This is a genomic window from Arthrobacter sp. NPDC057013 (assembly GCF_042674585.1).
Taxonomy (GTDB): Bacteria; Actinomycetota; Actinomycetes; order Actinomycetales; family Micrococcaceae; genus Arthrobacter.
The window spans coordinates 38,473-53,107 of record NZ_JBHUSE010000024.1; the positions used below are offsets into that span (position 1 = coordinate 38,473).

At 58.4% G+C, this 14,635-nt stretch carries 9 protein-coding genes; 4 read left to right on the forward strand and 5 right to left on the reverse strand.

Features of this window, described 5'->3' with window-relative positions; genetic code table 11:
* Positions 1-130: 130 nt before the first annotated feature.
* The 3 genes from ACFTSA_RS21610 to ACFTSA_RS21620 all read right to left on the reverse strand — a co-directional run bounded on the left by ACFTSA_RS21610 (position 131) and on the right by ACFTSA_RS21620 (position 2,911).
* Positions 131-1,021, reverse strand: coding sequence for a citryl-CoA lyase (locus tag ACFTSA_RS21610; protein ID WP_377953936.1), 891 nt, complete (start codon positions 1,019-1,021; stop codon positions 131-133).
* Between the two features lie 592 nt (positions 1,022-1,613).
* On the reverse strand, positions 1,614-2,321 hold the full coding sequence (locus tag ACFTSA_RS21615; RefSeq protein ID WP_377953937.1) for an NUDIX domain-containing protein: 708 nt from the start codon (positions 2,319-2,321) through the stop codon (positions 1,614-1,616).
* 98 nt (positions 2,322-2,419) lie between these two features.
* Positions 2,420-2,911: a MaoC/PaaZ C-terminal domain-containing protein gene (locus ACFTSA_RS21620; protein WP_377953939.1), complete on the reverse strand. Its 492-nt coding sequence runs from the start codon at positions 2,909-2,911 to the stop codon at positions 2,420-2,422.
* A gap of 1,095 nt (positions 2,912-4,006) precedes the next feature.
* Between ACFTSA_RS21620 and ACFTSA_RS21625 the strand changes: the two genes are divergently transcribed.
* Entirely contained in the window at positions 4,007-5,029 is a 1,023-nt protein-coding gene (locus ACFTSA_RS21625) for an IS30 family transposase (protein ID WP_377953975.1), read from the forward strand.
* 587 nt (positions 5,030-5,616) lie between these two features.
* Here ACFTSA_RS21625 and ACFTSA_RS21630 read toward each other — a convergent pair.
* Positions 5,617-7,068, reverse strand: coding sequence for an aldehyde dehydrogenase family protein (locus tag ACFTSA_RS21630; RefSeq protein ID WP_314191867.1), 1,452 nt, complete (start codon positions 7,066-7,068; stop codon positions 5,617-5,619).
* A gap of 541 nt (positions 7,069-7,609) precedes the next feature.
* A complete protein-coding gene (locus ACFTSA_RS21635) occupies positions 7,610-9,277 on the reverse strand; it encodes a choline dehydrogenase (RefSeq protein WP_377953940.1) in 1,668 nt (555 codons plus the stop codon).
* A gap of 565 nt (positions 9,278-9,842) precedes the next feature.
* Between ACFTSA_RS21635 and ACFTSA_RS21640 the strand changes: the two genes are divergently transcribed.
* From ACFTSA_RS21640 to ACFTSA_RS21650, 3 genes are all read left to right on the forward strand, one after another.
* The gene (locus ACFTSA_RS21640) at positions 9,843-10,865 is read left to right on the forward strand and encodes a glycine betaine ABC transporter substrate-binding protein (RefSeq protein ID WP_377953942.1); all 1,023 of its coding nucleotides are present in this window, start codon (positions 9,843-9,845) and stop codon (positions 10,863-10,865) included.
* A gap of 267 nt (positions 10,866-11,132) precedes the next feature.
* Complete coding sequence (locus ACFTSA_RS21645) at positions 11,133-13,001, forward strand: ABC transporter permease (RefSeq protein ID WP_377953943.1); 1,869 nt, start codon at positions 11,133-11,135, stop codon at positions 12,999-13,001.
* Complete coding sequence (locus ACFTSA_RS21650) at positions 12,958-14,199, forward strand: glycine betaine/L-proline ABC transporter ATP-binding protein (RefSeq protein WP_377953945.1); 1,242 nt, start codon at positions 12,958-12,960, stop codon at positions 14,197-14,199. The genes ACFTSA_RS21645 and ACFTSA_RS21650 overlap by 44 nt, the downstream gene beginning before the upstream one ends.
* Positions 14,200-14,635: the final 436 nt, after the last annotated feature.

Genomic DNA, 14,635 nt, shown 5'->3' on the forward strand with positions numbered 1-14,635 from the left:
GGACTGCACCATCAGATCCTTTGCCGGCCAGGCTTGGTTCAAGGCCAGGAGCCTCTCTTCTGGCCTGATGATGAAGAGCTTGGACTGAGAAACAGAAAGCCAGCTGATAGGCCAGCTCACACAGGGGTTGCTACTCTCTCTTCCATCCAGCCTTACTCCAATCGTTGTTGAAGTCCTTTGCTGTTAGGTCATATTCGGCCGTACCCTCAGGGACCGTGCGGATAGGCCGCTTTTGGCCCAATTCCTCGGAGACATGGGCGATAACGCCTGGAAGTGTAGACAGGATCGCGAGACCAGTAGTTTCTTCCGGCGAAAACCCCATCTCGACAAGCACCAGTGCCATCATCCCAATGTCATTCAGTACAATCGACTGTTTGCCGGGAAGGCTGGTGAATGCGCGGAAAATCTCCTCGAAGAACTCGGCCCTGGGTCCCCAGATGCCTGCGTCAACGGCGCGTTGGCGCAGCTTCTGCGCCCGAGGGTCAACGTACCGGAAAACGGGATGGCCCAGACCTGGAATCCGCTGCTTCCTTGCCCGTAGTTCCTCGACAATCTCAACAGCCAGAGCGTCGGAGGTCTTGTTGCTGGTCTGCAGGCGCGAATACATATCAATGCAGAACCGCGCCGTGTCCGCTGGGTCCATGGTGTTCTTCCCAACGCCAAGGATTCCGGTGGCCAGTGCAGCTGCCATGTTGGGATTGGCAGAGGCGACGTAGCGGGCTGCAACAGTTCCTGACTTTTGCAGTGAGTAGTCCATGATGGCCGACAGAACCGCGTCAAGCAGATCCGCTTCAGCTGGTGTAGGAAGTCGGCCCTGCAGCAACAAGAACGTCGAGGCCGCGAACGGGACATTGCCGATCATCTCTTCAAGATCATACCCACGGATATAGACCTTTGAATCCGTTACCCGGCTCACCGAAGTGGACCAATATCTCGGCACATCCACCTGCTGTGAAGGGTCGGCGGAAAGAGTGCTAGGTGCATTGGCTTCTGAGAAAGCCGCTGAATTTAAATGGTGCATGTAGGAAGACTAGGACGCCTACCTGACCGGCAAAATTGGTGGGAAATCCACCTTACGCCGATCTTTTCGTATTACCCACAAGCCGCAGAAGACAACTTGTTTCATTGATATGCCGCCGGACTCTACATCCGCCATACAGGCCGGACGAAAGAGGGTTAAAGCCGTGGTGGCCTTGTGGCACTGGAACTCACCTGGACCAGCCTGTAGTTCCATATGACTGCTTACGCAAAGCAGGGCACGGGTATCTCATCCAAGGCGCGGTCGTCAAGTTGCCCGGTGGATACCGCAGCCCATCGAGCAGGACGCTGGCTGGCGGTACTCCCCTTCTTCGGCATCCGCCCGTGGACGAGCGATAACATGTTTGCGTTCGTATGACGGCTTGGGGCAGTCCAGGCTTTCGACAAGGGGCTCCGTAACGCACCAACGGCATCTCCCGGTTGTTGCATCCCCATGACGACGCTTTGAGGTCTATGGGCCCCTCCAGGGCAGCACGAGTCTTTCATGCCCGACTGTCGATGAATTTAGATATGAGACGTTGAAAGACTCTGCCATGCTGCTGCAACGTTGCGGCTCAGCAGAGATTTCTTCTGGCTTAGGCCTCAGGATCCGGCGCTGGTCGAAAAGCCCTGCGCAAGCGGTAGAACTCTTCAATCTCGTCAGGACGAAGCTGCACAGCTTCAATGGTTCGACGCTTTTGGTGCATGTGCTCTGCTCCACCAGTTTCAAGGAGCTCATCCAGGATCGTCAGCGTCGGGGGCAGGAGCCTATGCAGGCCGGCGGCTTCCTGTTCCAGGAGTTGGCGGACGGACACCCAATGCGAGTGTGATGCCTCGGTCGTTACATGCCGCGGCTCAACGCCGGGCGCCAGCGCGCACACAAAGAAGTATGTATCAAAACGTTTCGGCATGCCCTTTGGGGTTATCCAGTTTGCCCAAGGCGTCAGGGCAAGGGGTTCCACGGAGATGCCGCATTCTTCTGCCACCTCGCGCACGGCTGCAGCAATGAGACGGCCAGCGTTATGGCAGGCATCGGCGGCTTCAGAGGAGGCCTCGGTACGCTCCCAAGCTGCAGCATGTGCTTCCAACAGGTCGACGCTCAATTGCCCATACGAGGAGTCGACAGCGTCGACTCGCCCTCCGGGGAAAGCGACCACACCAGCGGCAAAGTCCATTGTCGAAGCACGATGCTGAACAAACACCTCAAGCCCGTTTTGCGAGTCCCGAACCAGGACGACGCTGACAGCCAGCCGCGGCTCAGGATTTTTGAACGCATCCTCTTTTGGCGTGCTTATATGCCCCACCGTCGCCTCCTTTTGTACGCGTGATGGCGCTAATCGCATCAGTTCAGTCCGCTCAGGCGCTGCTGACATGTAGCTGCGAGGCGGGCTTGGGTGGTTCTTCAGGGGGTATGCACCGCGGACCGGTACAAAAGAACCACCCAGTGGCCCGCCTGACAGACTTCGCCGTGTTGGTTGAGTATCTCAACTTTGGTTTTCACGATTCCGCGATCGGTCTTGGTTGCGGAGGGCCTGACCTCCGCTACCTCTTCCCGTACCGAAATTGTGTCCCCTATCCTCACGGGCGCCATGAGTTTCCAGTCCTGGATGCCCAGGAATGCTATGGCGGAGTGTTCTTTCCAGCCGATTCCCATTTCCAGCCCGAAGGCGATCGCCAGTGCTCCGGGGCCGTGGAAGATTCGTCCGCCGAATTGGGTGCGCCGCGCATACTCCTCATTGGAATGCAATGGGTGCATGTCACCTGACCAGGTCCCGAACGTTACCACATCGGTCTCGGTTATAGTGCGTCCTTGCGAGAGCCATGAGTCACCGAGGTCGAGGTCCTCAAGGAATCGGTTTGCCGACGTCAGGCGACTGTCCGTTGGGGGTGTCATCTTTTGCTCCTTTTTCCGTTGAGTACCTGTCTGGTGGGATGTGCCAGCCGGCTCTGACTCGAGCAGCACCGGAGTGGGGGCAAGCCGTGCGGGCAATGCAGCTCCGGAGACATGTTCGTGATGACATCGAACTGTAGGATCGATTTTGACTTGCCGACATTGGATAATTACCGAAACTTCCCCCCTAACGGGGATAGATTCCAAGTCGCGCTGGGCGAGTTCTAGCGATCGTTGCAACACCTCCGACAATCCGGAGTTGCAACACCAATGGAAGCATCATCGAGAAAAGGTTCGTCCTTAAAGAAAAAGTCTCGTTCTACGGAGCGATCCGCGCCTTTGGCTATGGCTGTGGTGAAGCGCCATCAGCAGTCCCATAGCCGGGCTCAACGACAGGATTTTCTTTCCGCCCTGGCGCGTCTGGGAACCGTCGCCGAGGCGGCCAAGGAACTCGGACTGAACAGGAGCACGTGCCAGAAGTGGGCCAACGCTGCCGGGATTAGGCGCAAGCGCCAGTACACCCAGGCCGAGAAGGAGCAGTTCTATGCCCTCCTTGATCGGACCGGCAGCATCGTGGCCACGGCCAAGGAATTGGGGCTGAATATCGGCACCGCGCACACCTGGGCCGGCCGAATCAAACCGGCGGCCAGGAAGCCAGGGACCACCCGGTCAGTAAAGACCGGACCGCCGCAGCGCTACTCACCGGCGATGGTTGAAGAGTTCCTCAGCGTGCTCCGCGAAATCGGCAGCGTGAGTGCAGCAGCGGCGCAGTTGGGCCTGAACCGCTCCACCTGCTCGAACTGGGCTATCGGTGCCGGCATCGCCTCTACTTGCCTGCGACGGCCATCAGAGAAACAGACCCAGTACCTGCGCTTGCGTCAAGAAGGAGCCAGCCGGAGGGACGCCGCTCTCACCGTTGGGGCCAGCAAACAGAGCTCCTACGTTTGGGATCGACAACTGGCCCCAAGGGACACGGCCACTGCCGAAGGCCCTGGCGTGGATCCGCCGTATAAACAGGAAGTGACAACTACTCTTGCGGAACCCTCAGCCCCGGTAGCGGCACCTGAACGGCCGGCAAAGGTAGAACCAGTACCCGCTCTGGTGGCGCTGGAAGCCCTGGAACAGCCCGTCAGCGCCCGCTACCTGTCCCTGCAGGAGCGGGAGAGGATCGCGGACCTGCGCTCCAACGGGACGTCAATGCAGGCGATCGGCAGAGAACTGGGCCGGTCCGTGGGAACCATCAGCCGGGAAATCAAACGCAACAGCCACCCGATACTCGGTTACCTGCCCTATGGCGCCCATCGGGCCGCCACCGCTGCCCGGGCCCGGCCCAAGCCCAGTAAGCTGGCAGAACCCGGAGAACTGCACGACTACGTCAAGAACAAGCTGCTCACACGGTGGTCACCGCAACAGATTTCGAAGCTTCTGATCAAGGAATTCCCCGATGACGAGCAGATGCGCGTGAGCCCCGAAACGATCTACCAGGCCCTCTACTTCCAAGCCCGCGGCGGACTCAAACGCGAGGTCAAAGAGGCCCTGCGCACCGGCCGAACACGCCGCAAACAGCACAGGAATCCAGAGGAACGCATCAGTCGTTTCCGGGACCCGATGATCAACATTTCCGAACGACCCGCGGAGATCGAAGACCGCGCCGTCCCGGGCCATTGGGAGGGGGACCTGATAACCGGAGCCTACAACCAGTCGGCAATCGCAACGCTGGTCGAACGCACCACCCGCTACGTGATGCTGGTGCATCTGCCGGTGGACCACACCGCCGAATCGGTCCGTGACGGGCTGATCAAAACCATGGCGACCCTGCCGGCGCACCTGCGCGGATCTCTCACCTGGGACCAGGGCGCTGAAATGGCCAAGCACCAGGCCTTCAGCATCGCCACCGACATGGACGTCTACTTCTGCGACCCCGCCAGCCCTTGGCAACGAGGATCCAACGAGAACACCAATGGGCTGCTGCGCCAATACTTCCCCAAAGGCACCGACCTGAACGCTTACAGTCCCGAGGACCTCGAACACGTCGCCCAGGAACTCAACGGACGACCACGCAAAACACTGGGCTGGCACACCCCAGCCGAGCGTCTTCGTGATTTACTGATAGCCAGCTAAGCACGGGTGTTGCAACGACCCCTGGAATTCAAGCTGCAGTAATTCTGATGACCGGCATTCGCCGGCTGAAGCCGGGCCCTCCAGCGCAGAGAGCAGCTGGAGGGCCCGGGGTCTAAGGGCTACACGTATGGTGCTGCCAGGCATTAACGGGTAGTTTCGTTTTGGGCGGCCCTATCTGGCGCTTTGAGAAGCGTTGCGAGGATCGAGTATTTCAGCGAGGTGCTTCGACGCCTGATCGGAATGACTATCCAAAATCTTTCGAACCTGCATGTGGCAACTGAATCTCGCCACGCGCCCTCCTCACGGGGCTAAACGTGTGTCGAATTCTAACCGCGACTTGTGGATGCTGAAGGTGCGGACAACCAAGCCCCGGGCAGCAGCCACCGCTCCTTGGTACAGGCGAGAAAACACGGTCGATGGTGAATCTCCCTGAATGGCAGACCCTGGCACTTCACTCCGCCCATTTCGGCAAAACATCCAGGGCTGCTAACTCTTCGGGTCAGCGGGCGAGCTGCATTTGTGGCTTCCAAGCATGGCAAAGGGGACCCACCAAGGGAAGTGGGTCCCCCAACAGTCCTCTTCGCCTTTTATGCGTTCAGGTCAGGCTTGACCATTACGTGCTTTACCTGGGAGTACTCGTCTATTCCGTGAGCGGTGAGTTCGTAGCCCATGCCGGACTCTCCGAAGCCGCCGAAGGGCATCTCGGAGGCGTTGTATTCGTGTTGGTTGACCCAGACGGTGCCGAACTGCAGTTCCCGTGAAAAGCGCAATGTCCGACTCAGATTTGTGGTCCATACGCTCGCTGACAACCCAAAATTGACATCGTTCGCGAGCTGGAGCATCTCGTCGTCGTCTTTAGCCGATTGGATGGTCACGACGGGTCCGAAGACTTCGTTCTGGACAATTTCGTCCGTCTGCTTCACCTCTGTCACGACGGTGGGCTCAACGAACCACCCTGGCCGGTCGATCCGGTTTCCGCCGACGGGAATCTTCGCGCCCGCCTCCCGTGCACGTTCAATGAAACCGAGCACCTGATTCATGTGGTGCTCCGAAATCAAAGGCCCCATCCCTGTTTCGGGGTCCGCTGGATCACCGACGACCAATGATTTCACCTCGGCGCAATAGGCCTCGACGAATTCATCGTAGATCGATTCCTCCACGATGACTCGGCACGGTGCAGTACACGACTGGCCGCTGTTCGAGAACCCGAACTCTACAAGGTCCCGTGCAGTCTGACGGACGGGGCTATCCGCGAAGACCAGTACAGGTGCCTTGCCACCAAGCTCCAGACCGAGCCGTTTCAGTGTCTTTGAGGCAGTCGCGGCAACAAACTTGCCGGTAGACGTCGCTCCAGTGAGCGAAATCTTCCGAATGCTTGGATGCTCCACCATGGCCGTCCCACTCTCCCGGTCCCCAATAATGAGGTTGAGAACCCCCTCGGGCAGGAAACGGTTGGCGACCTCGACCAACTTGATCGTCGTCGCCGGCGTCAACGAGGCCGGCTTCAGCAGTACGGTATTCCCAGCGGCAAGAGCCGGGGCTATCTTCCAAATCGCCATCAAGAGCGGATAGTTCCAGGGAGTGATCAGCCCGACAACTCCCAGCGGCTCGCGACGAACCCAGGACGTGCTTCCGTTCGCGTATTCACCGGCCGCGGGCACCGAAGAAACTCGAGCAGCTCCGGCAAAGAAGCGCATTACATCCCACATCCACGGCATGTCGCCGCGTGCATGGGTGATGGGTTTGCCCACGTCCTCGCTCTCAAGCCGCGCGAACTCCTCGGCCTCTTCCTCGATGGCGTCAGCAATTTTGAGCAGCGCCTCAGCGCGTTCAACCGGGGGAGTGGCGCCCCACACCTTGAATGCAGCTTCAGCCCGCTTAACGGCCGAATCAACGTCTTCACGGGTGGCGCGGCGGTAACGGGCAGAGACCTGCCCTGTCGCCGGATTGATCACCTCGGAGACGTTCTGGTCATCGGGTCCCGCCGCAAGGGTTGCAGCAAGACCACCTTGATTCTTTTGAACTACGGTCGTCGTCAAGGAAGACTCCTCACATCATGTTTGTTCGGGCTCGGCAACGCTCTCGAGGACCACAGCTAGCATCCCACCCGGATTAATTGGCAAGACCATCTTCTGGCAACCTGCACCGCAGAAGAACTGTGAAACTAACGAAAGGATCGGACTTCTGTTCATGAACTTACAACGCCGCCTCCATCTTGTCGGCCTATGCCTAGGGCGTCTCCCTGTCACCACCGATGTCGGTGTCATCGTCATCGGTGGTAAACGCCGGGATGGAACACGGCCATGCCGTTGGCTAGGGGACCTTCGTGATATGCAGGTCGCCGAATAACGTCAGGAAGACAGGCAAGACTGAAGCCGGTGCCTCGTCCCCATAGGGAAAAGACACCGGCTTCACGGTCCTGCTGTTGTTTCTCAGTTTATATCTGGCCTGCACTCCGCTACAGAGAGCATGCGGCGACGGCTATTCCTAGAGGGTTGCCTCACTCAGGCGCATCCATTCACCTTGTCGCGGGCGGTAGAACGGGGCTATATTCGATTTCCTGGGCGGCGGCGCGTCGCTCTAGGGGACCTTGACCTTGACTGCTCGGTAGAAGTCAACCTGCTCAGGAGCCAGCGTTTCCTTTCCCAGGATAAGGTCGGCCGCCTTCTCGGCGATCATCATCACAGGGGCATACAGGTTGGCGTTCGGAATTGATGGCATCACGGATGCATCAACAACGCGGAGGCCCTCAGTGCCGTGCACTCGCAGCGTTGTAGGATCTACCACTGACTCCTCGTCGGTGCCCATCTTGGCGGTCCCGCAGGGATGGTAAGTTGTTTCGGCATCTTTGGCCACCCAGTCGAGAATCTCCTTGTCCGTCTTTACGGCAGGTCCTGGGGAGAGTTCGCCGCCGTTGAATGGAGCAAAGGACGGCTGATTCATAAGCTCCCGCGTAAGGCGAACTCCATCAATCCAATCCTGTCGATCCCGTTCAGTTGAGAGGTAGTTGAATGTAAGTACAGGATCTTGGAAGGGATCGCTCGATCGAAGCTTGACATGCCCCCGTGATTCTGGCTGCTGGGGGCCCAGGTTGATCTGATAAGCGTGAGGCGTGGGAGCGGGAGTACCATCGTTCCTTACCCCCAGGGAAAGCATCGTGAGCATGAGGTTGGGCATAGGGTCATCTGGCTGTGAACGTATGAAGCCGCCTGCTTCGAAGTGATTTGTTGATGCGGGGCCACTGCGTCCGGTGAGCCATTTCAGCCCGGTGCTGGGGTACGTACGTTTCCGCAGGATCCCGGCGTTTGATACGGGTTGGGTGCATGAGTACATGACAAATGCTTCAAGGTGGTCCTGCAGGTTCTCACCCACGCCTGGGAGATTTTCCACTACGTCGATGCCGAGCTTGGTCAGTTCATCTGCGTTGCCTACTCCGGAGAGCTGCAGCAGTTGGGGAGAATTGAAGGCGCCGCCGCAGAGAATGACCTCAGCTCCTCTGACCTCGTTGCGACCGCCCCTCCGAGAACCGTATTCCACACCGACCGCCCTATTGCCTTCGAAGATGATGCGGGTGGCTTGGGCTCCAGTGATGACGTCGAGATTTTTCCGGTCCCGGACCGGCGCATAGTATGTTCGCGCAGCGTCGTAACGCTCGCCGTTCTCAATGTTGGAGTCGAAGGGCGCGAACCCTTCTTGCCGGTAGCCGTTGACGTTGTCGAGGATCTCGTAGCCGGCTTCCCTGGCAGCACCGAAAAGGGCGTTGAAGAGGGGGTTCTTCACATCGTGCTGGTGAACGGGTATGGGGCCGTTGTAGCCTCGATACTTTTGATCGGGGTCCGAACCGGTGAACCTCTCAAGTCGCTTGAAGTAGGGCAGCACGTGTGCGTAGTCCCATTCGTCGCTGCCCGATTCGGCAGCCCATTTCTCAAAGCTGAGGGGGTTGGCCCGCTGGAAGAACATTCCATTGATCGAGCTGGAGCCGCCCATGATCTTTCCCCGGTACTGTTCGATCCTCCGACCAGCAAGCATGGGGTCTGGCTCGGACTTGAAACGCCAGTCATAGAGGGGATGGCCCATCAGGAAGAGAAAGGCTGCCGGCACCCGTACGGGGTAGTCGAACCGAGAGTGGCGACGTCCTGCCTCAAGCACGAGGACGCGGGTTCGATCGTCAGCAGACAATCGATTCGCTAAGACACATCCCGCAGACCCTCCACCGACGATGATGTAGTCATAGGTTCTATCCTTCAATGCTCTTCTCCTGTCGCTGAAGCACTACCACGAGCACACCTATGCGGATTTTATTCCGCGTGGCTCTGAACATGCATCAAACTTCCTACGGACAGGCCCCATCCTGCACTAGGAAGGTTTACGAAGGTCTCGTAAGGATCTTGGCGGCTGCATAAGACAGAACACATGCTCCGTCTACGACACAAGCAGCGACGTACAGGCTGGTCGCTTCGTTGGCTTGGGGGAGCCTGATCTCCACTTGTGCAACTCCGGTACCTAGCCCCTCGGCCACCCTGGATCGTCGGGCATGAGTACAGGATTGCCTTGTGCACGGTTCCCGAATGTATCCGATCTTTCTCGCAGTAAGGCAAAACGCCGCTGCGAACTGCTCACTGCGCAGCGGAACCATCGCGTTGAGCAGCAGAACAATCGACGTGCGGTGCTGGCCACGATTTCGTGACTCCGACAAATGAACACCGAATCACTGGAATTCTCCCAGTGTCTTGACTCACATCGAAGCTCTTCACTGGTGGTGAGATAGGTGACTTCCAGGATCGCCTTCCCCATCGAAAGTCTAGGAGGCAACATGATCAAGATTTCTTTTTTGGCGAGTAAGCGGTGGCCGATGGCTGTCGCTGCGGGGCTCTGCACGATTGGACTCGTAAGCGGCTGCACGCCACAAGAAGCAGCTGGACCCGGATCGGCAGCGGTCGATTCCGCAGTCGCATCCGCGCTGAAGGAAGAAGGCGAAGTACAGTTCGCAACACTGGGGGATCTAGAACAGGACGTACAGGCCAATCTGATGGCCGCGGTGGTGAACGAGCTGGGCGGCAAAGCGAAGGTTCTCCAGGGTAACGCAACCGAGACCATGGCAGCAGCTGCAAAAGGACAACCAGTAGCAGGAATGGCGTTCTGGAAATGGCAACAACCTGAACTGTGGGACAAGTACGTCAATGAAAAGGCCATCGTTGAAGTAGGAAAGGCTAAGTACCCTGGAGAAGAGGGATGGTACGTACCTACGTATGTGATCAAGGGTGACGAGAAGCGAGGCATCAAGCCAGCGTGCCCCGAGCTGCCTAACTGGGAAGCGTTGAACAAGTGCGTTGCAACCTTCGCAACGGCGAAGACGGGATCCAAGGGCCAGTTCATGTCGGGCGCGGAGTCCTGGGCCTTCGCTTACGGTGACCCCCAGCGCATTGAAAATCTCAAGCTCAATTATGAGATCGTATTCGCCGGATCCGAAGCGGCTCTTTACGCAGACCTCACCAGAGCCTACGAACAGGGCAAGCCTTGGCTTGGCTTGATGTGGCGACCGAACTACATGACCCAGAAGTATGACCTTACTCGAGTCGAATTCCCGCCCAACACGAAGGAATGCTGGGGGAAAACCTACGCTTGTCAGTGGCCAGAAACTGTCATCTACAAGTGGGCCTCCTCCTCAATCGAGAAGAACCACCCGACACTCATGAAGATCCTCAAGAACTACGACTTGAACAATGATCAATTGCAGCAAATGCAGGAACAGGTCATTAACGACGGAAAGTCGCCTCAAGAAGCGGTGAAAAACTGGATGCAGCAAAACCGCGACGTCTGGACCAAATGGGCGTGAATAACGATCTCAGAACCATTGCTGACCGACACGGCCGGCATGGATTAATGTCTCCCCATACCCTCCAACGGGATCTGGATTCAACCCTCATTATCCATGCCCATCCACATTCCGTTAGCCACCAGGGGGACAGTAATGTCGCTCCGGAGTAGTTCCGAAAAGGGGGGCAGCCGTACCTCCTATGCTTTCCTCGCGTTGATCGGACTGGTGGCAGTTGTCGTTATGATTTGGGGGCCCCAGCGCTTTCCCGAGGCACTCCGCATACCCGTGGGCGATACTTTCGAGAAGGCGTTCAAGGCTTTTGCCCATAGTTCCCCTTGGGCTTATGAGCCATTCGCTACCTTCCTGGAACGGTCGTTTGAGAGCCTGCACGACACCCTGAGTTCCATATCGCCGGCCATTCTCGTCGCGGCCATAGTGCTTGCCGTTGGTTACTTTCGGGGACTCAAGCTTGCTGGACTCACGGTGCTTCTGTTCACATGGGTCGTCCTGACCGGGCTATGGGATTCCACCGTGGAAACGATGGCGTTCATGCTTGTTGCTGTCGCAGCAACGTTTGTTTTGGGCACTCTCGTCGGATTGGTAGGTTCGTTAGGTCCTCGGACAAGCGCGGTTGTGCGACTGCTGCTTGATGCAATGCAGGCATTCCCGGCGTTCGCCTACTTGGTGCCTGTCATCGCACTCTTCGGGACGGGCAATGCTGCCGCACTGGTTGTAACGGTAATCTGGGCTCTCCCCCCGCTTGCAAGAATGACAAGCGTCGGCCTCCGCGATGTCTCACCTGAAGTCCTTGAGGCGGCAGCCTCCCTCGGAACAAACCGAGTGCAACTCCTTTTTGGAGTGAAGCTACCGATGGCCGAACCCAGTATCCGGGCGGGCAGCAACCAGATGATCATGTACGCCATTGCGATGGCTACCATGGCGTCGATGGTCGGCGCGGCCGGACTAGGAGCACCCGTTTGGAGCGGGCTGAATCGGCTTGCCTTCGGAGACGCGTTGCAGGCAGGAATTGCTCTGGTTCTGCTGGCGGTGATCATCGATCGGGCGAGCTCTCCCCGCCCGGCCAAGCGGGATCTCAGTTCTACCAGCTGGCGGCAACGACTTCGCGGTTTCTTCCGCGCCCCTTACGGTTCTGCCCAGATCTGCCTCTTCCTCTTCATCTTGGTGGTTGTCGCCTCCCAGGTTTTCCGCGGCCGGTGGCAGTACTTCTCGGATCCTCCTTGGGGCACCCCCGTACGGCTACGAGAACCCGTGGAGGCAGCAATTCTATGGGCGACAACCACGTGGGGGCCCTTGCTGGATTCATTTAGTAGTTTCATTCAAATATACGGTTTGAATCTGATCGGCAGACTCTTTGCTGCCACCCCCTGGGTAGTGGTTGTCGCAGCCACGGCGGCAATCGGCATCTTGATAACAGGCAAGGTGCAGGGCTTGTTTCTGGGGCTTGGAGTAGTACTCATCGGCTGCTTGGGCATGTGGGAATCGACGGTCCTGACGATGTCCGTTGTGACCGTGGCACTGGCACTTGTCATCGCGATTGGCTTCCCCCTGGGCGTGCTCATGGCGATGAATGACAGGGCGGCAGCCATCATACGACCCGTGCTCGATGTCATGCAGACGTTGCCGATATATCTGCTGGTTATCCCTGCTGTCATGCTCCTCGGAGTAGGCGAGGTCGCCGCGGTACTGGCTACCTTCATCGCTGCAGTACCACCGATGATTAGGTTTACCAACGCGGGCCTCCGGGGAGCCGACCATGAGGTGATCGAGGCGGCGCAGATTTTTGGGGCGAGGCCCGGCCAAATTCTCCGCCAAATCCGTATTCCCATGGGACTTCAGACGATGATGGTGGGTCTCAACCAGTCCTTGCTCCTGGCTCTCGCGATGGCCGTCGTAAGTTCCATGATCGGGGCACCTGGTCTCGGCGCCAACATCCTGACGGCAGTTAACCGCGCCTTGTTGGGCACCGGGATGGAGGCGGGTGGCGCAATGTTCTTGCTGGGCGTGGTTCTGGACCGTCTTTTTAGCGGAGGCGCACAATTCGTCGCGTCCGCTCAGCACGCATCAATGACCAAAGTAGCTAGGAAGTCAAATGACGAAACAACTTCTGTCCCCGCGAATGCAGCTTCGCACTGAGCAGGCAGGCAACCCTGAAAACGATCCTTCCAACACCGGTTCGGCGATTGAGGTGGAGGACCTTTGGAAGATCTACGGTCCCAACCCCAAACGTGCGCTGCAGGAATACCGCGACGGCGCGACGTACGTCCCGGGTCACATGTCGGCGGTACGCGGCGTTTCATTTCAGGTGCGTCCTTGTGAGACATTCGTTGTGATGGGGCTCTCGGGCAGCGGTAAATCCACCCTTATTCGCTGTCTCACCAGGCTCATTGAGCCGACGGCGGGCCGAGTCGACATCGACGGCAGTCATGTACTGACGCTGTCGAATTCCCAGCTGTCGGAGCAGCGGAGGCGCGATTGGGCCATGGTGTTCCAGCATTTCGGGTTGCTCCCTCACCGCCGAGTACTCCAGAACGTCGCTTATGGGCTGGAAATCTCAGGGGTTCCCCGCCGGGAGCGGGAAGAACGGGCGCAGCGAATGGTCGAGCTGGTCGGCCTGTCGGGGACAGAACACAAGTACCCCAGTGAGCTAAGTGGCGGTATGCGTCAGCGTGTGGGCCTTGCCCGCGCCCTTGTCCAAAACCCCCGGCTTCTGCTGCTGGACGAACCATTCAGCGCACTTGATCCGCTAATACGTGCCGACCTGCAGGACGAACTGCTGCGGCTTGCTCGTGGGGGCAGCCAGACGTCGGTATTTATTACGCATGATCTGACTGAGGCGCTCAAAGTAGGTGATCGCATCGCTATCATGCGTGACGGTGTTTTAGTCCAGGTAGGGACGCCGGAGGAAATTGTGTTGAATCCTGCTGATGACTACGTCCGCCGCTTTGCGGTGGAGGCTCCGCGCGCCAAGGTGGTTCGTGCTGCGACCATCGCACAAGCTCTCCCTGAAATGTCCGCGGAATTAGCAGCTGATGCTGCCCTTGTGGCCCTTGCTCAGAATGGAGGAGGCCCAGCCCTGGTCCGTCCCGATGCGCGCGCCCCCTTCGTCGTTACCGCGCAGGACCTCCTCAAATTGGATGAGTCAGGCCGAACGCTGGGTTCCTTGCAGTTCCGGACTTCCACCGTGACCGGGGACGAGCTTCTGGCAGTTGTGATGCAAAAGCTCATCGACAGTGGGCGCCCTGTGCTGGTCGAGTCCTCTTCCGGTGGGTTCACGGGAGTCATAGATAATGCCATGGCTGTGCGGGCCCTGTCGGTTCCAAGCTCCTCTTAGCCACGTTGGCAGGTAATTGCGAGAGCATACGCGTGGTTCAGTGCATCGCCCTTACCTGCGATTCGTTATACCCGCACCATATTTGACCCGGCCCGTCCCGCCCGTGCAGACAACACGGCGGGACGGGCCGAGCGTTGGGCAGGCGAGGGCGCGAGCTCCGCTGATGAGACTGCCTGCCGGCTGGTAGTGAGTAACCCCCGGCAATGACGGCACGGTTCCATGGACCCTAGGGAGGGGCTGTGGCGTCCATGAGTGGCATCTTGCGACGGCTCGGGCGCGCAGACTATACCAGCCCGGTCCTCCCGGTCGGGTTGGGGTGGCCGTATTTCAAATGGCCCCGTTACACGCGCAGGTACATTGACTGCTCGAAATAGTAAAAGCTTTGAGTTGAAGTTTCGTTGGATACTGCTTAAATCGCCGAAACATTTAATCGACC

Coding starts and splice junctions, on each gene's coding strand:
- ACFTSA_RS21610 (WP_377953936.1), bottom strand. CDS start 1,021: ATGCACCATTTAAATTCAGCGGCTTTCTCAGAAGCCAATGCACCTAGC.
- ACFTSA_RS21620 (WP_377953939.1), bottom strand. CDS start 2,911: ATGACACCCCCAACGGACAGTCGCCTGACGTCGGCAAACCGATTCCTT.
- ACFTSA_RS21640 (WP_377953942.1), top strand. CDS start 9,843: ATGATCAAGATTTCTTTTTTGGCGAGTAAGCGGTGGCCGATGGCTGTC.
- ACFTSA_RS21650 (WP_377953945.1), top strand. CDS start 12,958: ATGACGAAACAACTTCTGTCCCCGCGAATGCAGCTTCGCACTGAGCAG.